Source organism: Rubrivirga marina (assembly GCF_002283365.1).
Lineage (GTDB): Bacteria > Bacteroidota > Rhodothermia > Rhodothermales > Rubricoccaceae > Rubrivirga > Rubrivirga marina.
The window spans coordinates 149,057-170,049 of sequence record NZ_MQWD01000005.1; the positions used below are offsets into that span (position 1 = coordinate 149,057).

The 20,993-nt window shown below is 73.7% G+C and carries 16 protein-coding genes; 14 read left to right on the forward strand and 2 right to left on the reverse strand.

Features of this window, described 5'->3' with window-relative positions:
* Nucleotides 1–5: 5 nt before the first annotated feature.
* From BSZ37_RS20850 to BSZ37_RS20885, 9 genes are all read left to right on the forward strand, one after another.
* Nucleotides 6–1,283, forward strand: a complete 1,278-nt coding sequence (locus BSZ37_RS20850; RefSeq protein WP_095512608.1) for an MFS transporter — start codon at nt 6–8, stop codon at nt 1,281–1,283.
* Between the two features lie 121 nt (nt 1,284–1,404).
* Nucleotides 1,405–2,490, forward strand: a complete 1,086-nt coding sequence (locus BSZ37_RS20855; RefSeq protein WP_179299810.1) for a phospholipase D-like domain-containing protein — start codon at nt 1,405–1,407, stop codon at nt 2,488–2,490.
* A 201-nt stretch (nt 2,491–2,691) separates the two neighbouring features.
* Complete coding sequence (locus BSZ37_RS20860; RefSeq protein ID WP_095512610.1) at nt 2,692–2,967, forward strand: cold-shock protein; 276 nt, start codon at nt 2,692–2,694, stop codon at nt 2,965–2,967.
* A 16-nt stretch (nt 2,968–2,983) separates the two neighbouring features.
* Entirely contained in the window at nt 2,984–3,157 is a 174-nt protein-coding gene (locus BSZ37_RS22265) for a hypothetical protein (protein WP_179299811.1), read from the forward strand.
* Between the two features lie 48 nt (nt 3,158–3,205).
* On the forward strand, nt 3,206–4,207 hold the full coding sequence (locus tag BSZ37_RS20865; protein ID WP_095512611.1) for a prolipoprotein diacylglyceryl transferase: 1,002 nt from the start codon (nt 3,206–3,208) through the stop codon (nt 4,205–4,207).
* A gap of 37 nt (nt 4,208–4,244) precedes the next feature.
* Complete coding sequence (locus BSZ37_RS20870; RefSeq protein ID WP_095512612.1) at nt 4,245–6,653, forward strand: phosphoketolase family protein; 2,409 nt, start codon at nt 4,245–4,247, stop codon at nt 6,651–6,653.
* Nucleotides 6,654–6,656: 3 nt separating this feature from the next.
* Nucleotides 6,657–8,330 carry an ABC1 kinase family protein gene (locus tag BSZ37_RS20875; RefSeq protein ID WP_095512613.1) on the forward strand — a complete coding sequence of 558 codons (1,674 nt, stop codon included), beginning with the start codon at nt 6,657–6,659 and terminating at the stop codon, nt 8,328–8,330.
* Nucleotides 8,331–8,372: 42 nt separating this feature from the next.
* Nucleotides 8,373–9,431: a type II glyceraldehyde-3-phosphate dehydrogenase gene (locus tag BSZ37_RS20880; protein ID WP_095512614.1), complete on the forward strand. Its 1,059-nt coding sequence runs from the start codon at nt 8,373–8,375 to the stop codon at nt 9,429–9,431.
* Nucleotides 9,432–9,490: 59 nt separating this feature from the next.
* Nucleotides 9,491–9,853: a ferredoxin family protein gene (locus BSZ37_RS20885; RefSeq protein ID WP_095512615.1), complete on the forward strand. Its 363-nt coding sequence runs from the start codon at nt 9,491–9,493 to the stop codon at nt 9,851–9,853.
* Nucleotides 9,854–10,017: 164 nt separating this feature from the next.
* Here BSZ37_RS20885 and BSZ37_RS20890 read toward each other — a convergent pair whose 3' ends face one another.
* Nucleotides 10,018–10,830 (reverse strand): sigma-70 family RNA polymerase sigma factor, encoded by an 813-nt coding sequence (locus BSZ37_RS20890; RefSeq protein ID WP_095512616.1) that lies wholly within the window; start codon nt 10,828–10,830, stop codon nt 10,018–10,020.
* A gap of 46 nt (nt 10,831–10,876) precedes the next feature.
* The gene (locus tag BSZ37_RS20895) at nt 10,877–13,462 is read right to left on the reverse strand and encodes a heavy metal translocating P-type ATPase (RefSeq protein ID WP_281253053.1); all 2,586 of its coding nucleotides are present in this window, start codon (nt 13,460–13,462) and stop codon (nt 10,877–10,879) included.
* 183 nt (nt 13,463–13,645) lie between these two features.
* Here BSZ37_RS20895 and BSZ37_RS20900 point away from each other — a divergent pair, with 183 nt between their 5' ends.
* The 5 genes from BSZ37_RS20900 to BSZ37_RS20920 form a co-directional block, all read left to right on the forward strand.
* Nucleotides 13,646–14,008 carry a hypothetical protein gene (locus BSZ37_RS20900; protein ID WP_095512618.1) on the forward strand — a complete coding sequence of 121 codons (363 nt, stop codon included), beginning with the start codon at nt 13,646–13,648 and terminating at the stop codon, nt 14,006–14,008.
* A gap of 82 nt (nt 14,009–14,090) precedes the next feature.
* Nucleotides 14,091–15,374, forward strand: coding sequence for a TolC family protein (locus BSZ37_RS20905; protein WP_095512619.1), 1,284 nt, complete (start codon nt 14,091–14,093; stop codon nt 15,372–15,374).
* Nucleotides 15,371–16,807: an efflux RND transporter periplasmic adaptor subunit gene (locus BSZ37_RS20910; RefSeq protein WP_095512620.1), complete on the forward strand. Its 1,437-nt coding sequence runs from the start codon at nt 15,371–15,373 to the stop codon at nt 16,805–16,807. The genes BSZ37_RS20905 and BSZ37_RS20910 overlap by 4 nt, the downstream gene beginning before the upstream one ends.
* The gene (locus tag BSZ37_RS20915) at nt 16,807–20,160 is read left to right on the forward strand and encodes an efflux RND transporter permease subunit (RefSeq protein ID WP_095512621.1); all 3,354 of its coding nucleotides are present in this window, start codon (nt 16,807–16,809) and stop codon (nt 20,158–20,160) included. Before BSZ37_RS20910 ends, BSZ37_RS20915 begins: the two co-directional genes overlap by 1 nt.
* A partial coding sequence (locus tag BSZ37_RS20920) for a M23 family metallopeptidase (RefSeq protein WP_095512622.1) occupies nt 20,157–20,993 on the forward strand: 837 nt, incomplete at its 3' end. The genes BSZ37_RS20915 and BSZ37_RS20920, both read left to right, overlap by 4 nt.

The following is a 20,993-nucleotide window of genomic DNA, read 5'->3' on the forward strand; positions in this document are numbered from 1 at the left end:
CCCCGGTGCCACGTCACCTGCTCCTCCTCTTCCTCGCCCTCTTCCTCGCCATGATCGGATTCGGCCTCACGCTCCCGGTGCTGCCGGCGTTCGTCGAGCGGCTCGCCCTCGGGCGCGCGGCGACGCCGGGGCGGGTGGCCCTCCACGTGGGCGCGCTCACGAGTGCGTACGCCCTCGCGCAGCTCGTGCTGGCCCCGCTGTGGGGAGGGTGGTCGGACCGGCACGGGCGGAAGGCGCTCGTCGTGCTCGGCCTCGTCGGGGTCGCCCTCTCGCACGTAGCCTTCGGGCTGGGGACCTCGCTCGCGCTACTCTACGGGGCACGCCTGGTCGGTGGCGCGTTCGCGGCGGCCCTGGTCGTGGCGGCCACGGCCGCCGTCGCCGATGCGGTCCCGGCGGGGGAGCGAGGCCGGGCGATGGCGTGGCTGGGCACGGCCGTCAGCCTCGGCTTCGTGGCCGGGCCCGCCCTCGGCGGCCTCCTGGCGCGGGGCGCCTGGCACGTCACCCTCACGCTGGGGCACCTCGTCTTCGACGGGTTCTCGGTCCCCTTCTTCGTGGCGGCGGGCCTGACGCTGGCGGTGGTGCCGCTGGTGGGCCACTCCCTCCCGAACTCGACCCCGAACTCGACGCCGACGGCCGCGTCGGCGCGGGTCGCCCGGCTGCCGGTGCCGTGGTGGCCCCTGGCCCGGCGGCTGGGTGGCGTGCTCGCGCTCGCGCTCATCAGCATGGCGGCGCTCACGCTCTTCGAGGCCGTCTTCGCGCTCTACGCCGACCGCGAGCTCGGCTTCGGCCTGCGGGAGATCGGTGTCGCCTTCGCGCTGTGTGGGCTGGTCATGGCCGTGTTCCAGGGCGGGGCCGTCGGGTGGCTGAGCGGACGGGTGGGGGTGCGGGTCCAGGTCGCGCTGGGCTTCGGCCTGCTCGGCGTGGGGCTGCTCGCGCTCCCGTTCCTGAGCCGGGTGCCGATCGTCCTCGCGGCGGTGAGCGTGCTCGCGCTCGGCGTCGCGCTCGTCACCCCGAACCTCCTCACCCTCGCCGCCGACCGCAGCGGTCCGCAGGCCGGCGCCGGGCTCGGGCTGCTCAACGCCGCCGTCGGCCTGGGGCAGATCCTCGGTCCGCTCGTCGGCGGCCTCCTCTTCGCCTGGCAGGCCGACCTGCCCTTCCGGGTCGCCGGGCTGGTCGCGCTCGCCGTTGCGGCCGGGACCGTGGTCCTGCGCCGCAGACCCCACCTCTCGCCCGTCCTGCCCACGGTGCTCGGTTCGGCAACGCCAGACTCTCCTGATTGCTAGCCCCCTCGGAGGGGACCCCATGTCAGCTCACGTCTCCCCTACCAGCGGGCCGCCCGTCGGCGCACCCTCTGCAGCGACGGACGCTCTGCCCCCGTGCGGAAAGCATCCGGGGGCCGAGTGCGTGCCCTGGCCGACGGGCGGTACCGACGAGTACACGCTCTTCACCGAGGGGGACGACCTGTACGACGCGATGGTCGCGTCCATCGAGGCGGCCCGGCGGCGGGTAGACCTGGAGAGCTACATCTTCGCCGCAGACGAGGTGGGGTGGCGCCTCGGGGAAGCCCTCGCGGCGCAGGCGCGCGCCGGCCTGCAGGTGCGCCTGATGGTGGACGCGGCGGGCTCGATGTTCTCGTTTTCGCGCGAGATCGAGCGCTACCTGCGGCAGCACGGCGTGGCGGTCCGGCGCTTCCACCGGTGGAGCTGGCGTCAGCCCCTCCGGTTCTACCGGCGCGACCACCGCAAGCTCCTCGTCGTCGACGGCCACGAGGCCTTCGTGGGCGGGTTCAACATCCACCGGGAGAGCTCCCGGTCGGCCTACGGACCGGGACGGTGGCGGGACACGCACGTGAGGCTGGACGGTGCTCTGGCGGAGCGGGCGTCAGCGTTGTTCGAGGTGGCCTGGAGCGGCAACCATCGTGGGGAACCACTGGCGGGCCGCCCGAGCGGAGACGCGCTTGTCCCCAACCACTCCCGCATCTGTCGGCACCAGGTGCATTGCCTGTTCACCCGGTTGCTTCAGAGCGCTGACCGCCGTCTTTTCGTGACGACCCCCTACTTCGTGCCTGATCGCGGCACGCAGGGCGAACTCGTCCAGGCTGCGAAACGCGGTGTGGACGTCCGTCTGCTGCTGCCAGGAAAGAGCGACGTCCCCATCACCCGGTGGGCGGCCCGGGCCGCCTACCGGACGCTGTTGGCGGCGGGCATCCGGGTCTTCGAGTATCAGCCGCGCATGCTCCACGCCAAGACCGCCGTCGCGGACGGCATGACGGCAACCGTGGGCACGGCCAACCTCGACTACCGCAGCTTCTTCGTCAACTACGAGATCAACCTCTTCTCTGCCAACCGCGCCCTGTGCACGGCCCTGGAGGAACAGTTCAGGACGGACCTGGGCGATGCGGTCGAGGTCACCGCCCGTGGCTGGTCGAGGCGCCCGTGGGGCGGGATGGCCGCCGAGGCGGTCGGCTGGACCGCTCGGCGCTGGCTGTGACCGACGCCAACCCCCTCTCGACATCGCCATGAGGACACCGCCACATATGCCAGCACGGGACGTGCGCGCCTCGACGCGCCCGTCCGCCACCCGGCCATCGGCTACGGGGCCTTCTGGCCCGCCGACGGTGACCGTCTCGTTCGGCGGGCACGCGGCCCGTGTCTCGCCGAGATCACACCCAACCTGAAGCCGCCACGACCCATGACCGACGAAGCCACCACCCACGCCACGGGGACGGTCGAGTGGTTCGACGCCGAGCGCGGCGTCGGGCTCATCTCGTCCGACGACGGCGCGGCGCCCTGCGCCGTCCACGCCGGCACGCTCCGCGCCTGCGGCGTCGCCTCGCTGGCGGCCGGGGACCGCGTGCGGTTCCAGGTACGGACTGAGGGGGGCAAACGCACCGCGACCGACCTGGCCCTGCTCCCCGCTGTGCAGCGGTGGGAGAACGAGGGCGGAGCCGTCAACCCCAGCGCCTGACATATCCCACGACCCCATGCATGACGTCCCTTTCGGCCTGGCCATCTGGCTCGGCGGCCTCATCCTCCTCATCGTCGTCGTGCTCTACGTCGTGCCCTGGTGGCGGGCGCGCCGGAAGCGCGCCGCGTCGCCTCCGTCAGGGCCAACGGACGACCCCGACACCGACGGCCTGCCTCGATCCGGCCCCTGACCGCCGTGCCTCCTACGGCCGAAATGACCCGGCCTCGTCGCTCTCCGCATGTACCCCCGCATCAGCGACCTCTTTCAGTACCTCCTCGGGGTCGACGTCGCCCTCCCGTTCTACTCGTTCGGGCTGATGGTGGCCCTCGCCATCCTCGCGGCGGCGTGGATGACGCAGCGAGAGCTCGACCGGATGTACGGCCTCGGCCTCGTCGGCTCGGTGCAGGTGCGAGGGAAAGACGCCAAGGGCAGGCCCCGGACGACGGCGCAGAGCCCCTCCGCGCTCGTCTGGACGATGGCGCTGCTCGCAGCCGGCTTCGGCATCGCCGGGGCCAAGCTGTTCCACGTCGTCGACTACTGGGACGAGTTCACCCAGGACCCGGTCGGGATGGTGGTCTCGACGTCGGGGCTGACGTTCTACGGCGGCCTCGTCGTGGCGACGGTCGCCGTGGCGGCGTACGCCTACCGCAAGGGCCTCCGCGTGCCGCGCCTGGCCGACGCCGCCGCGCCGGGCATGCTGCTGGCGTACGGGATCGGCCGGGTCGGCTGCTACCTCTCCGGCGACGGCGACTGGGGCGTCTGCTCCAGCCTCGCCGACAAGCCGGGCTGGATCCCGGCCTTCCTCTGGAGCGAGACGTTCCCCCGCAACATCGTCGGTCCGGGGCGGACGACCATCGACCCCGTCGTCTTCAACGCCCAGTACCGGGGGGCCGAGTGCGCGCTCGCGGCACCGGACGGCGTCTACCCGACGATGCTCTACGAGCTGGCGATGGCGGCGGCCCTCGCGGGCGCCCTGTGGCTCCTCCGGAAGCACCCGTTCAAGGCCGGCTGGCTGTTCTCGCTCTACGCCGTGTTCGCGGGGGCCGAACGGTTCCTCATCGAGGAGATCCGCGTCAACCCCGAGGCCGCGTTCGGCCTCCCGCAGTCGCAGATCATCTCCATCGGGTTCGTCGTCGCGGGTCTCGTCGGCCTCGCCATCACGACGCGCCGACGGCCACCCCTCGGAGCGCCCGTGTCGCGGCCGGTCCCGGAGGCCGTCTCCACCGGATCGTCCCTCTGACGCCCTTCTCACACCACGCCCTCGCCTCCCCACCGCCATGACCATCGACGGCCAGACAGACCCGCTTCCCCTGACAGACGAGGCCCTCGCCCGCCTCGACGCCTACTGGCGCGCGGCCAACTACCTCTCGGTCGGCCAGATCTACCTCCTCGACAACCCGCTCCTCCGCGAGCCCCTCACGCTGGAGCACGTCAAGCCGCGCCTGCTCGGCCACTGGGGCACCACGCCCGGGCTCAACTTCGTCTACGTCCACCTCAACCGGCTCGTCCGGGAGCGCGACCTGAGCGTGCTCTACGTCACCGGGCCGGGGCACGGCGGCCCCGGGATCGTCGCCAACACGTACCTCGAAGGGAGCTACACCGAGCACTACCCGGACATCACGCAGGACGCCGAGGGGATGCGGAAGCTGTTCCGCCAGTTCTCGTTTCCCGGCGGCATCCCGAGCCACACCTCGCCCGAGACGCCCGGCTCGATCAACGAGGGCGGCGAGCTCGGCTACGCCCTCGCCCACGCCTACGGGGCCGTCTTCGACAACCCGGACCTCGTCGCGTGCTGCGTCGTCGGCGACGGCGAGGCCGAGACGGGGACGCTCGCGGCGAGCTGGCACTCGAACAAGTTCCTCAACCCCGCCCGCGACGGGGCCGTCCTCCCCGTCCTCCACCTCAACGGCTACAAGATCGCCAACCCGACCGTGCTGGCGAGGATGCCGCGCGAGGAGCTCGAGAGCCTGTTCGTCGGCTACGGCTACGCCCCCGTCTTCGTCGAGGGCGACGAGCCGGAGGCGATGCACCAGCGGATGGCGGCGGCGCTCGACGACGCCGTCTCCGAGATCCAGCGCATCCAGCGGGACGCCCGCGAGGACGGCGTCACGGAGCGCCCGCGCTGGCCCCTCGTCGTGCTCCGCTCGCCGAAGGGGTGGACCGGCCCGGAGGTGGTGGACGGCGTCCAGGTCGAGGGCACGTTCCGCTCGCACCAGGTCCCGCTGGCGGGGCTCGCCGACGACCCCGAGCACCTGGCCGCCCTGGAGGCGTGGATGCGGAGCTACCGGCCCGAGGAGCTCTTCGACGAGTCGGGCCGCCTCGTCCCCGAGGTGGCCCGACTCGCGCCCGAGGGCGAGCGGCGCATGGGCTCGAACCCCCACGCCAACGGGGGCCTCCTCCTGAAGGACCTCCGGATGCCCGACTGGCGCGACTACGCCGTCGAGGTCCCCGCGCCCGGCGCGGTCACGGCCGAGGCGACGCGCGTGATGGGCCGGCTCCTCCGCGACGTGATGGCGATGAACCCCGAGACCTTCCGCGTGGTCGGCCCGGACGAGACGGCCTCGAACCGGCTCTCGGCCCTCTTCGAGGTGACGGACCGTGCCTGGATGGAGCCCGCCCTCGAGACCGACGCCCACCTCGCGCCGGACGGCCGCGTGATGGAGGTCCTGAGCGAGCAGCTCTGCCAGGGCTGGCTCGAGGGCTACCTCCTCACCGGGCGCCACGGCCTCTTCTCCTGCTACGAGGCCTTCATCCACATCGTCGACTCGATGTTCAACCAGCACGCGAAGTGGCTCGACGTGACCCGCGACATCCCGTGGCGGCGGCCCCTCGCCTCGCTCAACTACCTCCTCACCTCGCACGTCTGGCGCCAGGACCACAACGGGTTCAGCCACCAGGACCCCGGCTTCATCGACTTCGTGGTCAACAAGAAGGCCGAGGTCGTCCGGGTCTACCTCCCGCCCGACGCCAACACGCTCCTCTCGGTCACCGACCACTGCCTCCGGAGCCGCCACTACGTCAACGTGATCGTGGCCGGCAAGCAGCCCGAGCCCCAGTACCTCGACCTCGACGCGGCCATCACGCACACGGCCGCCGGGATCGGGATCTGGGAGTGGGCCGGCAACGACCAGCACGCCGAGCCGGACGTGGTGATGGCCTGCGCCGGCGACGTCCCGACGCTGGAGACGCTCGCCGCCGTGGACCTCCTCCGCCAGCACCTCCCGGAGCTCAAGGTCCGCGTCGTCAACGTCGTGGACCTCATGCGGCTCCAGCCCGAGCGCACGCACCCGCACGGGCTCTCCGACCGCGCCTTCGACGCGCTCTTCACGACGGACAAGCCGGTCATCTTCGCCTACCACGGCTACCCGTGGCTCATCCACCGGCTCACCTACAGCCGGACGAACCACGCCAACTTCCACGTCCGCGGGTTCGTCGAGGAGGGCTCCACCACGACCCCGTTCGACATGGTGGTCCGCAACGGGCTCGACCGCTTCCACCTCGTGATGGACGTGGCCGAGCGGGTGCCGACGGTCGGGCCGCACGGCCCCCACGTGCACCAGACGATGCGCGACCGGCTCGTCGAGCACCGGGAGTACATCACCCGGCACGGGCAGGACATGCCGGAGGTCCGCGACTGGGTCTGGCCGCACGAGCCCGCCTCGCCGTCGGGCGTCCAGGGAGCCTGAGCCGTGGCAACGGCCATCGCCCCTGCGTACCCGCCGTCGCGGCAGAAGCGCCTCCGCCAGGTCGCCCGCGCCCTCGCCCGGCACGGCCTGGGCTGGCTCGTGCTCGACCTCGGTCTCGGCCGCCTCGTCCCGTTCCACCGCGGGGTCCTCCGGCACGCCGCGCAGGAGGACCCGTACACCAAGCCCGAGCACCTCCGCCTCGCGCTCGAAGACCTCGGCGTCACGGCCGTCAAGCTGGGGCAGGTGCTCAGCACGCGCCCCGACCTCGTCCCGGCGGACCTCGCGGCGGAGCTGGCCCGGCTCCAGGACCGCGTGCCGCCCGTGCCCTTCGAGGCCGTCCGCGCCGTCGTCGAAGCGGAGCTGGGGCAGCCGCTCGAGGCGCTCTTCGCGGCGTTCGACCCCGAACCGCTCGCGGCGGCCTCTATCGGGCAGGTCCACGCGGCGACGCTCCCCGACGGCACGGCCGTCGTGGTGAAGGTGCGGCGGCCCGGCGTCGAGGCCCAGGCCGAGGCCGACCTCGCCCTCCTCGACGCCCTCGCCCGTACCGCCGCTGCGCGCACGTCGTGGGGACAGGACTACGACATCGTGGGGTGGGTGAGGGAGTTCGCCTTCACCCTCCGCGACGAGCTCGACTACGCCGCCGAGGCCCGGCACGCCGAGCAGGTCCGACGCGACTTCGCCGACGAGCCGGCGCTCCACGTCCCGGCGGTGTTCCCCGAGCGCTCCGCCCGGCGCGTGCTCACGATGGAGCGGCTCGACGGGGTCAAGGTGGACGACGCGGCGGCCCTCGCCGCCGCCGGCGTGGACCGCCAGGAGCTCGCGCGCACGGCCACCCGCGTCATGCTCCGGATGGTGCTGCGCAACGGGTTCTACCACGCCGACCCCCATCCGGGCAACGTGCTAGTTCTGCCCGGCGGCCGGATCGGGCTGCTCGACTTCGGGATGGTCGGCGCGCTCGACGCAGCCACGCGCCAGGCCCTCCTCCGCATCGTCCTCGCCCTGGCCGCCGAGGACACCGACCGCCTCGTCGACGAGCTGACGGCGCTCGGCGTGACCGGCGAGGCGGTCGCGCGCGGTCCGCTCAAGCAGGACCTCGAGCGGCTCCGCCGCCGCTACGCCACGCGCCCGCTCAAGGAGATCGCCGCCGCCGAGGCCTTCCAGGACATCATGGACGTGGCCCGCCGCCACCGCCTCCGCCTGCCGGCCGAGCTGGTCCAGCTGGCGAAGGTGACGGCGATGGCCGAGGGGACCGCCCTCCAACTCGACCCCGACTTCGAGATCCTCGCCTTCTCGCTCCCCTACGTCCGGCGGTTCTGGCTCCGCACGCTCTCGCCGCGCGCACAGGCCCGGCGCCTGAGCGGGTCGCTCGCCGACCTCGCCGACCTCGGAGAGGCGCTCCCACGCCAGCTCCGCCGCCTGACCCACCGGCTCGAACAGGGCGCGCTGCCGCTCACTGTTGCCGCCGACCCCTCTCCGGAGACGCTGCAGCGGATCGACCGGGCGGCCAACCGCGTCGCCGTCAGCGTGCTCACGGCCGCCTTCGTCGTCGGGGGCAGCCTGCTCGCCCTCGCTTACCACCCGACGGGGGGCCACCCGGCCCTCGTGGCCGTCGCGGTCCTCGCCGTCCTTTTCGTCCTCGGCCTCGTCGCGGCGCTCTGGCGTCGCGGCCGGCTGTGACGCTCGTTCCCTCTCATAAACCCATCCACTGGAGACCCCATCATGACCCACACTGAAAACACCCGCGTCGCCGTCAACGGCTACGGCGTCATCGGCAAGCGCGTCGCCGCCGCCGTGGCGGCGCAGGACGACATGACCCTCGCCGGCGTCGCCGACGTGGCGACGGACTGGCGCGTGGCCGTGGCCCGCGCGAAGGGCTACCCGCTCTTCGGGGCGACGCTCGAGCACGTCCGCGCCATGACCGAGGCCGGTCTCGACCCGGCCGGCTCCCTCGACGACCTCCTCGGCGCCGCCGACGTCGTCGTGGACTGCACGCCGAAAAAGGTGGCCGCCGGCAACGTCGAGCGCTACCGCGAGCGCGGGATCAAGTTCATCGTGCAGGGCGGCGAGAAGCACGCCGTCACCGGGCACTCGTTCACCGCCGAGAACAACTACGACACCGCGCTCGGCCGCCAGAGCACGCGCGTCGTCTCGTGCAACACGACCTCGACGGTACGGACGCTCTCCGCGCTCAAACAGGCCGGGCTGTTGAAGAAGGCTCGCGGCGTGCTCATCCGTCGCGCCACCGACCCGTGGGAGAGCCACCTCGGCGGCATCATGAACACTCTCGTCCCCGAGGCCGACATCCCCAGCCACCAGGGGCCGGACGCGCAGACCGTGGACCCCGAGCTCGACGTGGTGACGATGGCCGTGAAGGCGCCCGAAACCCTCAGCCACCTCCACTACTGGACGGTCCAGCTCACGCGCGAGGCCTCGAAGGACGAGGTGCTGGGTGCCCTCCGCGCCTCGTCTCGCATCGCGTTCATCCGCATGGCCGACGGCCTCGTCGCGCTCAACTCGGTGAAGGAGCTCATGGCCGACCTCGGCCGCCCGCACGACAACCTCTACGAGGTCGCCGTCTGGGAGGACATGCTGACGGTGCAGGGCGACGAGGCGTTCTACGCCTACATGGTCGACAACCAGGCCATCGTCATCCCCGAGACTATCGACGCCATCCGGGCGCTGACGGAGATCGAGGCGGACGGGGCCACGTCCATCGAGAAGACCAACGAGGCCCTCGGCATCACCGGGCGGCTGGTGCCCGAACCGGTCGCCGCGTAGTCGCTGTCAGGGGCGCGGCGGCCGCGCCCTGTTCGTTCTCTCAACTCGCTCGAAGACCTATGGCCTACGTCGTCGCCGAGCCCTGCGTGGGCTGCACGTTCACCGACTGCGTCGAGGTCTGCCCCGTCGACTGCTTCTACGTCGGGCCGAACTTCATCGCCATCCACCCCGACGAGTGCATCGACTGCAACGCCTGCGTCCCGGTCTGCCCCGTCGAGGCCATCTACCCGGAGGACGAGCTGCCCGAGAAGTGGGCGCACTACGCCGAGTGGAACGCGTACCTCGCGCCCCGCTGGCAGGCCCTCGGCCACAACCTCGTCGAGAAGCGGCCCGGGTCGCCCCCCGCGACGGACCTCTCATGCGCCGACCGCCCCCGCTCGGAAGCCGACATCCTCACGTGGGAGGGGGACCCCGGCGCCTGACGCGACGCCGTCTGGCAACGTAGCCTGACCCGCCCTGGGTTGACGCGGCCCTCGTACGAGGAGCCGCGTCAACCCGAGTCCGGTAGCACCGTGCCGGGTCGACGGCCCCGACGACTACCCCCACAGATCAACCGGACCTGGTATCACACCAGGGCAACGGGGGCCTACGCGGCGTCGAAGACGGGCCGGAAGCCCGCGCTCTCGACGGCGCCGCGTACGGCGTGGCGGTCGGCGCCGTCCGAGAGGCGGACGACCGCCGGGCCGTCGAGCGTGAGCTGCTCGACGGTCACGCCGGGCGTGCGCTCCAGCGCGCGCGTGGCCGAGGCGACGCAGCCGCCGCAGGTCATGCCCTCGATGCCGAAGCGGAGGGTCTCGTCGTTCTGGGTGTTCGTGTTCATGGGACTGGGGGAGGGTGGTGAAAGGGAAGCGTGTGAAACGGGGGAGCCGGGCGTGTCGCACGTGCAGTCGAGGCAGCCGGCGCAGGCCCGGCAGGCGTCTTCGAGCCGCTCGCGGAGCGCGCCCCGCGCCCGATGACGGCGGACGCGGAGGGCGCCGGGCGAGACGCCGAGCCGCCCCGCCAGCGCGGCCGACGGCTCGCCGTTGAGCTCGGCCCGGATCAGGTAGGCGGCGTCCGGCGCGAGGTCGGCCAGGAGCGGGCGGTAGCACGCGCATAGCCGGGGCGCCTCCTCGGGCGGCATCTCGGCGTCCGGTTGTTTGCCCGACCACGCCGCCTCGCGTCGGCCTGCGGCGTCGCGTCGGCGGTGGGCGTCGACGGTCGCGTTCCGGACGACGCGCCACAGCCACCGGGTGAGGTCGGACTCGTCGTCCATCGCGGGCGCGCCCTCGACCGCCTTCAAGAGCGCGTCCTGGACCACGTCCTCGGCCACGTCGGGGCCGAGCCTCTGGCGGACGTAGGCGAGGAGCGGCTCGCCATGGGCGGCGAGCGCGGCTTCGAGCAGGGTGGGGGAGAGGGACATGGTACGGAGGGCGTTCGCCGCTACAAACGCAGTCGGCGGCCAAGCGTTACCGAGCGGCCGAGGACGCGCCGATCTCTGGCGCCGTGAAGCGGCGCAGCCGGAGCGCGTTGGTCAGGACGAAGACCGACGAGAGTCCCATCGCCGCCGCCCCGAGGACGGGGGAGAGCATCACGCCGAGCGCCGGGTAGAGCACGCCCGCCGCGACCGGGATGAGGACGACGTTGTAGGCGAAGGCCCAGAACAGGTTTTGCTTGACGTTCCGGAGCGTCGCCGCCGAGAGCGCGCGGGCGTCGACGAGCGCGGTGAGGTCCCCGCGCATCAAGACCACGTCGGCCGCCTCGATGGCGACGTCGGTCCCGGTCCCGATGGCGACGCCGACGTCGGCCTGCGCCAGCGCCGGCGCGTCGTTGATCCCGTCGCCCACGAAGGCGACGTGGGCGGCCCCGCCGTCCCGGCCGCCCTCGGCCTGGAGCCGGCGGACGGCCTCGGCCTTGTCGGCCGGGAGCACCTCGGCGAGGACCTCGTCGATCCCGAGCCGCCGCGCCACGGCCTGGGCGGTGGCACGGTTGTCGCCCGTCACCATCGCCACGCGGAGCCCAGCCCGGTGCAGCGCGTCGATGGCCGCGGGCGTCGTCGCCTTGACGGGGTCGGAGACCGCGATCGCCGCCGCCAGCCGTCCATCGATGGCGGCGTAGAGCGGGGTCTTCCCCTCCTCGGCGAGCCGTCGCGCCGCCTCCGCCAGCGGCCCCACCTCGACGCCGAGGCGGGCCATGAACCGGTCGGCCCCGACCTCGACGCGGCGGCCCTCCACCGTGCCGCGCACGCCGAAGCCGGGCACGGCCTCGAACTCGGACGCCGCGGGCACGTCGAGGCCTCGCTCGGCGGCGGCGCGCACGATGGCCGCGCCGACGGGGTGCTCGCTGGGCACCTCGACGGAGGCGACGAGACGAATCAGGGCGGCCTCGTCCGGGTTGGCCCCGTCTGCCAGCGCGACGTCGGTCAGCGTCGGCCGTCCCTCGGTGAGCGTCCCCGTCTTGTCGAGGGCGACGACGTCGGCCTCGCTCAGCGTCTGGAGTGCCTCGCCCTTGCGGAACAGGACGCCCAACTCGGCCGCTTTGCCGGTCCCGACCATGACCGAGACGGGCGTGGCGAGGCCCATCGCGCACGGGCACGCGATGATGAGGACCGAGACGGCGGCGACGAGCGCGTACGTCAGCGCCGGGCTCGGGCCGACCCAGAGCCACACGGCGAACACGAGCGCGGCGATCACGAGCACGACGGGCACGAACACGGCGACCACGCGGTCGGCGAGGGCCTGGATCGCGGGCCGCGACGCCTGCGCCTCCTCGACGAGCTGGACGATCTGGGCGAGGACCGTGTCGGCCCCGACGCGCGTCGTCTCGACCAAGAGCGACCCGGCCTGGTTCACCGTCCCGCCCACGACCTCGTCGCCGTCGGTCTTCTCGACCGGGACCGGCTCGCCCGTCACCATCGACTCGTCGACGTAGCTCGTGCCCTCCACGACGACGCCGTCGACGGGCACCTTCTCGCCCGGCCGCACGCGGACGACGTCGCCCACGGCCACGTCGTCGATGGGCACCTCCGTTTCCTGGCCGTCCTTGACGACGCGAGCGGTCTCCGCCTTCAAGCCCAGGAGCGCCCGGACCGCGTCCGAGGTCTGGCCCTTCGCCCGCGCCTCGAACCACTTGCCAAGCAGGATCAGCGTGATGATCGTCGCCGACGCCTCGTAGTACACGTGGACCGCGCCGGCGGGGAGCACGCCCGGCAGGAACGTCGCCACGACGGAGTACCCGTAGGCGGCCGACGTGCCGAGCGCGACGAGGGTGTTCATGTCGGGCGCGCCGTGGCGCGCCGCGGCCCACCCGGCGCGGTAGAACCGCCAGCCCGGCCCGAACTGGACGGCCGTCGCCAGCACGAACGCCACGAGCCAGCGCGTGTGCATCGGGACGAGCCCATCCACGAAGGCCATCCCGCCGGGGATCGCCATCGGCACCATCTCCATCAGGAAGAGCGGCAGCGACAGCCCGGCCGCCCACAGCAGACGCCGCCGCAGCCTCTGGCGGTCGAGCTCGCGCGCTGTACGTTCGGCGTCCTCCGTGCTCGCGCCACCCACGGCCTCGACCACGTCGTAGCCCGTCTTGCGGACGGCCTCGTAGAGCGCCTCGACGTCCGTCCCAGTCGCGTAGCGCACGCGCGCCCGCTCGGTCGCCAGGTTGACGCTCGCCTCGACCACGCCGTCGGCGCCCTGCAACGCCTTCTCGACGCGCCCGACGCAGGCCGCGCACGTCATCCCGCCGACGGCGAAGCTCACCTCCTCGGTCCGCACGTCGTAGCCCGACTGGCGGACGGCCTCGGCCAGCGCGAGCGGCGTCGTCTCGGAGGCGTCGAACTCGACCGTGGCCCGTTCGGTCGCCAGGTTGACCGTCGCCCGATGCACGCCCGGGACGGCGTTCAGCGCCTTCTCGACGCGCCCCGAGCACGCGGCGCACGTCATCCCTTCGACACCTAGTATCGCTCGGGACCGGGCCTCGGGCGGCAGGCCGCCGGCCCCGTCGCCGGACGGGTCGGCGACGGGGGGATCGGAGAGCAGGGCAGGGGAGGGGGCAGGCATCGCAAGAGGGGGCTTTCCCAGACAAACGCAGCGGCTGTGTCGGCGTTACCGCAGCCGACGCGCGCCCGGTCGGGATGCGTCCAACGCCGACCGTCCGTGAACGGACGGCGCATATGGCCCTACCTGAAGGCCTTTTAAGGTTGACCAGGAGCGAACGGCGGGGGTGGTGCGTATCTCCCCCACGTGACTCGCTCCGCACCCCCGTCCCTCGGGCTGGCGTCCCTCCTGGCCGTCGCCCTCTTGGTCCTCGCCGCCGGCCCCGCCGCGGCGACCGTCGCGGACGCCCTGGTGAACCGCTGCTGCAGCGAGTCCTGCCCGCCCCCTGAGGCCCCGGACGACGGCGCGACGTGCTGCGCCCAGGCCCCCGCCGCGGGGCACGACGTGGCCACGGCCCCGCCGCCGCCGGTCACCGACGCCGCGCTGGCGGCGGTCGTGGCGGGTACGGTGGTGCCTCGGGCGGCGCCGCGCGCCCACGCGCCGCCGCGTGACGCCGGCCCGCCGCCCGGCCCCCGCCGGCACCTCGCCCTCTCGGTCTTCCTGGTCTGAGCCGATCCGACGTGACGCGACGCCTCTGGCGTCCACGGACGCGCCCGCGTCCTCCCACACCGTCGTCGATCTGCTCCAGACCATGACCCTCGCATCCGTAGCGCGCCTCGCGCTGCTGGCGGGCCTGGCCGCCGCGGCACCCCACGCCCGCGCCCAGGCCCCCGACACCCTCCGCCTCGACGCCGTCCTCGGCGCCCTCTACGCGGACAACCCCACGCTCCAGGCTGCCCGCTTGGACGCCCGTGCGCTCGCGCGCCGCGGCGACCAGGTCGGCGCGCTCCCCGACCCGACCGCGTCGGTCATGGTCGCCCCGTACCCCATCCTCACGGCGCGGGGCACGCAGCGGAGCCAGTGGCGCGTCGAGCAGATGCTCCCCTGGCCCGGCACGCTCGGCCTCCGCCGCGACGCGGCCGACGCCGCCGCCGAGGCGGCCCGGATCGGCGCCGACGTGACGGCCCTCGACCTCGGCCAGCGCGCGACGCGGGCCTACGCCGACCTGGTGCGGACGCAGGAGGCGGCCGAGGTCGTCCGCTCGTTCCAGGCGCGGCTGGACGCCTTCGCCGAGGCCGCGGCGGTCCGCTACGAGGTCGGGCGAGGTCCCCAGGGCGCCGTCCTCCAGGTCCAGCTCGAACGGCAGCGGCTGGCGGAGCGGCTCATCGAGCTGGGCCGCCAGCGCGACCGGGCCGTCCAGGCGCTCGCCCGCGTGCTCGACCGGCCGGGCCTCACCGTGGGCCGCGTCGTCACGCCGCCGCCCGCGCTCCCCACAGACCTCGACCTCGACGCGCTCGCCCTGGGCCTCCGCCCCGAGGTGGCCCAGGCCCAGGCCCGCATCGTGCAGGCCGAGGCCGACGTGGCGCTCGCCGAGCGGGCCTACTACCCGGACCTCGGCGTCGGCGTCGTCTACACCGACGTCGCGCCCGCCGACGCGCCGCCGACGGCGACGGGCCGCGACGCGCTCGGGCTGATGGCCTCGGTCCGCATCCCGCTCGGGCGCGACCGGCTCCGCGCGGGCGTGGACGAGGCCCGGCTCCGCCAGCGGGCCGCCCAGGCCCGCCTCCAGGCCACGGAGACCGCCGTCCAGGCCGACGTGGCCGACGCGCTCTCCGACGCCCGCCGCGCCGCCGAGTCCGTCGCGCTGTACCGCGACGTCCTGCTCCCGCAGTCGCTCACGACCGTCGAGTCCGCGCTCGCGGGCTACACGACCGGCACGGTCGACTTCCTCGCCTTCCTCGACGCCGAGCGCGCCCGGTTCCAGGTCCAGCTCGGCCTCGTCGACGCCCGCGCCCGGCTCCTCGACGCGGCCGCCGACCTCGCCCGCGCCGTCGGCCTCACCACCCCCGCCGTCTCTCCCCTCCAGGACCGATGACCCCCGACACCCAGACCCCGCCCGCCCCGCCCCCGGTGGACGCGCCCGACCCGGCCGATCCCTACGACGAGGCGCCCCGCGACGGTCGCCCCCGCCGCGCCCGCTGGGTCATGCTCGCCCTCCTCGCCCTCGTGGCGGCCGTCGGCCTGACGTGGGCGCTCACGCGGGGCGACTCGTCCGACGCCGTCGCCGACGCCCCGCCCGCCGAGGCGCCCGGCGGCGCGGCGGCCTCCGGCGACGGCTCCCCGGGCGGTCTCGCCCAGTTCGACGCCAACGGCGACGGCGTGGTCTACCAGTCGGGGATGCACCCGTGGATCGTCGAGGACGAGCCGGGGACGTGCCCGATCTGTGGGATGGACCTCGAGCCCGTGCCCGTGTCCGGCGCCCCGGCCGGGACCGTCGAGATCGACCCGGTCACGTTGCAGAACATCGGCGTCCGGACGGCCCTCGTCGCCACGGGCCAGATCGAGCGGACGTTGCGCACGACGGGCACGTTCGAGGCCCGCGACGCCGGGCGCGAGACGGTCACGCTCCGGGTCGGCGGGTTCGTCGAGCGGCTCTACGTCGACACCGAGGGCCAGCGCGTCCGCCAGGGCCAGCCGCTCCTCGAGATCTACAGCCCCGAGCTCGTCTCGACGCAGCAGGAGCTCCTCCTCGCCGTCCGCAACCGCGAGCTCTTGGGCGGCGGGGAGGGGGCGGCCCGGCTCGTCGAGGCGGCCCGGACCCGGCTCCGCCTCTTCGGGCTGGGGGCCGGGCAGATCGCGGCCGTCGAGCGCTCGGGCACGATCCAGGAGCGGATCACGCTCTTCGCGCCCGCGAGCGGGACGGTCCAGAACAAGCGGATCGTCGAGGGCATGCAGGCCACGCCCGGCATGCCGCTCATGGACATCGTGAACCTCGGCGCGCTCTACCTCCAGGTCGACGTCCCCGAGCAGGACCTCGGCTGGGTCGCGCCCGGCACGCGCGCCGTCGTGGCCGTGACCTCGCTGCCGGGCGACGAGCTCCGGGGCCGCGTCGACTACGTCTACGACACGCTCGACCCGTCGACGCGGACGGGCACGGCCCGGATCACGCTCGCCAACGCGGGCGGGCGCCTCCGGCCGGGCATGTACGCCACGGCCACGCTCTTCGGCGCCGCGAGCGCGTCGGGGCCGGTCGTCCCGACCGAGGCCATCGTCCGGACGGGCGGCGAGGGCGTCGGGGAGGCCGCCGTGATCCTGGCCCTGGGCGACGGCCGCTTCCGGCCCCAGCCCGTCACGATCGGGGAGGAGGGGGACGGCGTCGTCCGCGTCCTGTCCGGCCTCGCCGTCGGCGACCGCGTGGTCACGAGCGCCCAGTTCTTGATCGACTCCGAGGCCCGCCTCGCGGCGTCGCTCGGGGCCATGACCGGCGGGATGGAGATGGCCGACACCGACGACTTCCCCACCGAGTGATGCGAGATTCCAGAGCCAAAGACGGCGCCCTCGAGCGCCTCATCGAGTGGAGCGCCGAGAACCGGCTCCTCATCGGGCTGGTCACGCTCATGGTCGCCGGGCTCGGCGCGTGGGCCGCGCTCACGACGCCCGTCGACGCGATCCCGGACCTCTCCGACGTCCAGGTCATCGTCCGGACCGAGTACGCCGGCCAGGGCCCGCAGATCGTCGAGGAGCAGGTGACCTACCCGCTCACCTCGGCCATGCTCTCCGTCCCGGGCGCCCGGACCGTCCGGGGGTACTCCATGTTCGGGACGAGCTTCGTCTACGTCATCTTCGAGGACGGGACCGACCTGTACTGGGCCCGCTCGCGCGTCCTCGAGTACCTCTCCCAGGTCCAGGACCGGCTCCCCGATCAGGCCGCGCCCGCCTTGGGGCCGGACGCGACGGGCGTCGGCTGGGTCTACCAGTACAGCCTGCGCGACACGACGGGCACGTACGACCTCGCCCAGCTCCGGGCCGTCCAGGACTTCTACCTCCGCTACGAGCTCCAGGCCGTCGAGGGCGTGGCCGAGGTGGCGACGGTCGGCGGGTTCCAGAAGCAGTACCAGGTCGTCGTCGACCCCCAGCGGCTCGCGGCCTACGGCGTCCCCATCGGCCAGGTCGCGAGCGCGCTCCGTCGGAGCAACCGCGACGTCGGCGGGCGGCTCTTGGAGCTCGGCGAGCGCGAGTTCATCGTCCGCGGGAAGGGCTACCTCACCGGCCTCGACGACATCCGCCAGGTCGTCGTCAAGGCCGAGGGCGGGACGCCCGTCACCGTCGGGCAGATCGCTGAGGTCCGCCTCGGCCCCGAGATCCGGCGCGGGATCGCCGACGTGAACGGCGAGGGCGAGGTCGTCGGCGGCATCGTCGTCATGCGGAGCGGCGAGAACGCCCAGGCGACGATCGACGCGGTGAAGGAGCGGATCGCCGAGGTCTCGCCGGGCCTGCCCCCTGGCGTCGAGGTCGTCACCGAGTACGACCGCTCCGAGCTCATCGCGAGCGCCGTCTCGGCGCTCTCGACGACGATCTGGGAGGAGATGCTGGTCGTGGCCCTCGTGGTCATCGTGTTCCTGCTCCACGTCCGGAGCGCGTTCGTCGCCCTCGTGACGGTCCCGGTCGGCATCCTGATCGCGCTCGGGGTCATGCGGCTCCTGGGGATCAACGCCAACATCATGAGCCTGGGCGGGATCGCCATCGCCATCGGCGTGATGGTGGACGCCTCGCTCGTCATGGTCGAGAACGCCCACAAGCACATCGAGCGGGCGCGAGAGGCGAAGAGGGATAGGGAGGGATACGGGACGGGGGATGGGGCCGCCAGCGGGGCCGCCCCAGACGAGCCGCCCCCGCTGGCGGAGGGCGAGCGCGTCCGGGCCGTGATCGAGGCCGCGAAAGAGGTCGGGCCGTCGCTGTTCTTCTCGCTCCTGATCGTGACGGTCTCGTTCCTGCCCGTGTTCACGCTGGAGCAGGTCGAGGGCCGCATGTTCCGGCCCCTCGCGCTCACCAAGACGTTCTCGATGGCGGCGGCGTCCATCCTCGCCGTGACCCTGGTCCCGGCGCTCATGGCCGTCTTCGTCAAGGGGAAAATCCGGTCGGAGCAGAAGAACCCCGTCGCCCGGTTCTTCATCGCCGCCTACCGGCCCGTCATCCGGGGCACACTCCGGCACCCGCGCGCCGTGCTCCTGGTCGGGTTCTCGCTCCTGTTCGTGACCGTGCTCCCGGTCCAGCGGCTGCTCCTGGGTGAGACCTACGTCCCGTTCCCCCAGATCGGATCGGAGTTCATGCCGCCGCTCTGGGAGGGCGACATGCTCTACATGCCGACGACGCTCCCGGGCGTCTCGCCCCAGGAGGCCAAGAACATCCTGCAGCGGACCGACCGGATCCTGGCCTCGTTCCCCGAGGTGGAGCGCGTGTTCGGCAAGATCGGCCGGGCCGAGACGGCGACGGACCCGGCCCCGCTCTCGATGATCGAGACGACGATCATCTTGAAGCCCGAGGACCAGTGGCGCGACGGCGTCGACCGCGACAGCCTGACGCGGGCGTTCGACGCGGCCATCCGGTTCCCCGGCCTCACCAACGCCTGGACCATGCCGATCAAGACGCGGATCGACATGCTCGCGACCGGGATCCGGACGCCGGTCGGGGTCAAGATCGCGGGCGAGGACCTCGAGACGCTGGAGCGGCTCGGCGAGCAGGTCGAGCGGGCCGTCTCGGCCCTCCCCGGCACGCGGAGCGCCTACGCCGAGCGCGTCATGGGCGGGAGCTTCCTCGACGTCACCGTCGACCGCTTCGCCGCCGCCCGCTACGGGCTCACGTCGGGCGACGTCCAGGACGTGCTCCAGGCGGCCGTCGGCGGGATGAACGTGACGACGACCGTCGAGGGGCTCGAGCGCTACGGCGTCAACGTCCGCTACCCCCGCGGCCTCCGCGACGACCTCCCGGCGCTCCAGCAGGTCCTCGTGCCGACGCCCGGCGGCGCCCAGGTCCCGCTCGGCGAGCTGGCGACGTTCGCGTTCGTGAGCGGCCCGCCCATGATCAAGTCCGAGAACGCCCGCCCCAACGCGTGGGTCTACGTGGACCTGGAGGAGGGGGCCGACGTGGGCTCGTACGTCCAGGACGCCCAGGCGGCCGTCGAGGCGGCCGTCGACCTCCCGCCGGGCTACTCGATCCGGTGGAGCGGGCAGTACGAGTACATGGAGCGGGCCAACCGGCGGCTGGCGGTCTTGGTGCCCATCACGCTCGCCGTCGTGTTCCTCTTGCTGTTCCTCCACTTCCGGAGCGCCGAGGAGGCCCTGCTCCTGATGATCCCGCTCCCGTTCGCGGTCGTCGGCGCCGTCTGGCTCATGCTGGCGCTCGGGTTCAACTTCTCGATCGCCGTCGGCGTGGGGCTCATCGCCGTCGCCGGGCTCGCGGCCGAGACCGGCGTGGTCATGCACGTCTACCTCGACGAGGCCGTCGCGCGCTACCGCGAGCGCGGCTGGCTCACGAGCGTGCCGCGCTTGAAGGCCGCCTTGGAGGAGGGCGCCGTCGACCGCGTCCGGCCCAAGCTGATGACTGTCTTCACGACGATATTGGGGCTCACGCCCGCCATGCTCGGCACCGGGACCGGCGGCGAGATCATGCAGCGCATCGCCGCGCCCATGGTCGGCGGGCTCGTGACCTCGACGGTCCACACGCTCGTCATGATCCCGGCCCTCTACGCCGTCGTCCAGGGCCGCCGCCTGCGCCGCCAGCTCCGCGACGACGCGGGGGGCGACGGGCGCGCGCCCGACGCGCTCGCCCTGGAGCCGCTCGCGCCCCGCGCCCGTGCCCACGACGCCCCGCCCGCGCCATGACGACGCTCCGCACGGCGGCCGTCGTGGCCGCGCTCCTCGCCTCCGGCTTCACGGCCGAGCGGCTCGCCTCGCAGGGCGGCGTCGCCGCGGACCCGTCGACGTCCGAGCCCGTCGCCTCTCCGGCGGTCGCCTCTTCGGCGGTCGCCGCCGCCGGGCCGCCGTCGCCGGAGGCCCCGTCGCCGGAGGCCCCGTCGCCGGAGGCCCCGTCGCCGGAGGCCCCGTCGCCGGAGGCCCCGCTCGCTGTTGGCCCCCGCCTCCCGATGGGGCCGGTCCAGGGCGTCGTCAGCTCGCCGTTCGGCCCGCGCGCCCACCCCGTCTCGGGACGCGCGAGCCACCACGACGGCGTCGACCTCGCGGTCCCGGCGGGGACGGCCGTGTGGACCGTCGCCCCGGGCACGGTTTACGCGGTCGGCCGACGGCCGGGCTACGGGCTCGTCGTCGAGATCGACCACCCCGGCGGCATCCGCGGGAGCGAGCCCGTCCGGACGCGCTACGCCCACCTCGCCTCCGTCGACGCCGCCCTCCGTCCCGGCTTCCGCGTCGGCCGTGGGGTCGCGATCGGCGCGAGCGGCGGGCGCCCCGGCCGCGACGGCGTTTCCACGGGCGCCCACCTCCATTTCGAGGTCCGCGACGACAGGGGCCGCCCGCTCGACCCCGCCCGGTTCGTCCGCCTCCCCGGCGCCGCCACGGCCGCCCCCCGGTGGACGGCCGGGCCGAGCGGCCCGGGTCCCCGCGACCCGCCGGCGGCGGCGCCCGCCGCCGGGCCGGACCCCGCTGCGGGTGGCCCCGACGTGGACCCACCCGACGTGCCCGAGCCCGACCTCCCCCCCCCC

What these genes read in the sequence shown, in the direction of transcription:
- BSZ37_RS20860 (WP_095512610.1), top strand. Translation starts at nt 2,692, where the DNA reads ATGACCGACGAAGCCACCACCCACGCCACGGGGACGGTCGAGTGGTTC.
- BSZ37_RS22265 (WP_179299811.1), top strand. Translation starts at nt 2,984, where the DNA reads ATGCATGACGTCCCTTTCGGCCTGGCCATCTGGCTCGGCGGCCTCATC.
- BSZ37_RS20865 (WP_095512611.1), top strand. Translation starts at nt 3,206, where the DNA reads ATGTACCCCCGCATCAGCGACCTCTTTCAGTACCTCCTCGGGGTCGAC.
- BSZ37_RS20870 (WP_095512612.1), top strand. Translation starts at nt 4,245, where the DNA reads ATGACCATCGACGGCCAGACAGACCCGCTTCCCCTGACAGACGAGGCC.
- BSZ37_RS20880 (WP_095512614.1), top strand. Translation starts at nt 8,373, where the DNA reads ATGACCCACACTGAAAACACCCGCGTCGCCGTCAACGGCTACGGCGTC.
- BSZ37_RS20885 (WP_095512615.1), top strand. Translation starts at nt 9,491, where the DNA reads ATGGCCTACGTCGTCGCCGAGCCCTGCGTGGGCTGCACGTTCACCGAC.
- BSZ37_RS20890 (WP_095512616.1), bottom strand. Translation starts at nt 10,830, where the DNA reads ATGTCCCTCTCCCCCACCCTGCTCGAAGCCGCGCTCGCCGCCCATGGC.
- BSZ37_RS20895 (WP_281253053.1), bottom strand. Translation starts at nt 13,462, where the DNA reads ATGCCTGCCCCCTCCCCTGCCCTGCTCTCCGATCCCCCCGTCGCCGAC.
- BSZ37_RS20905 (WP_095512619.1), top strand. Translation starts at nt 14,091, where the DNA reads ATGACCCTCGCATCCGTAGCGCGCCTCGCGCTGCTGGCGGGCCTGGCC.
- BSZ37_RS20910 (WP_095512620.1), top strand. Translation starts at nt 15,371, where the DNA reads ATGACCCCCGACACCCAGACCCCGCCCGCCCCGCCCCCGGTGGACGCG.
- BSZ37_RS20915 (WP_095512621.1), top strand. Translation starts at nt 16,807, where the DNA reads ATGCGAGATTCCAGAGCCAAAGACGGCGCCCTCGAGCGCCTCATCGAG.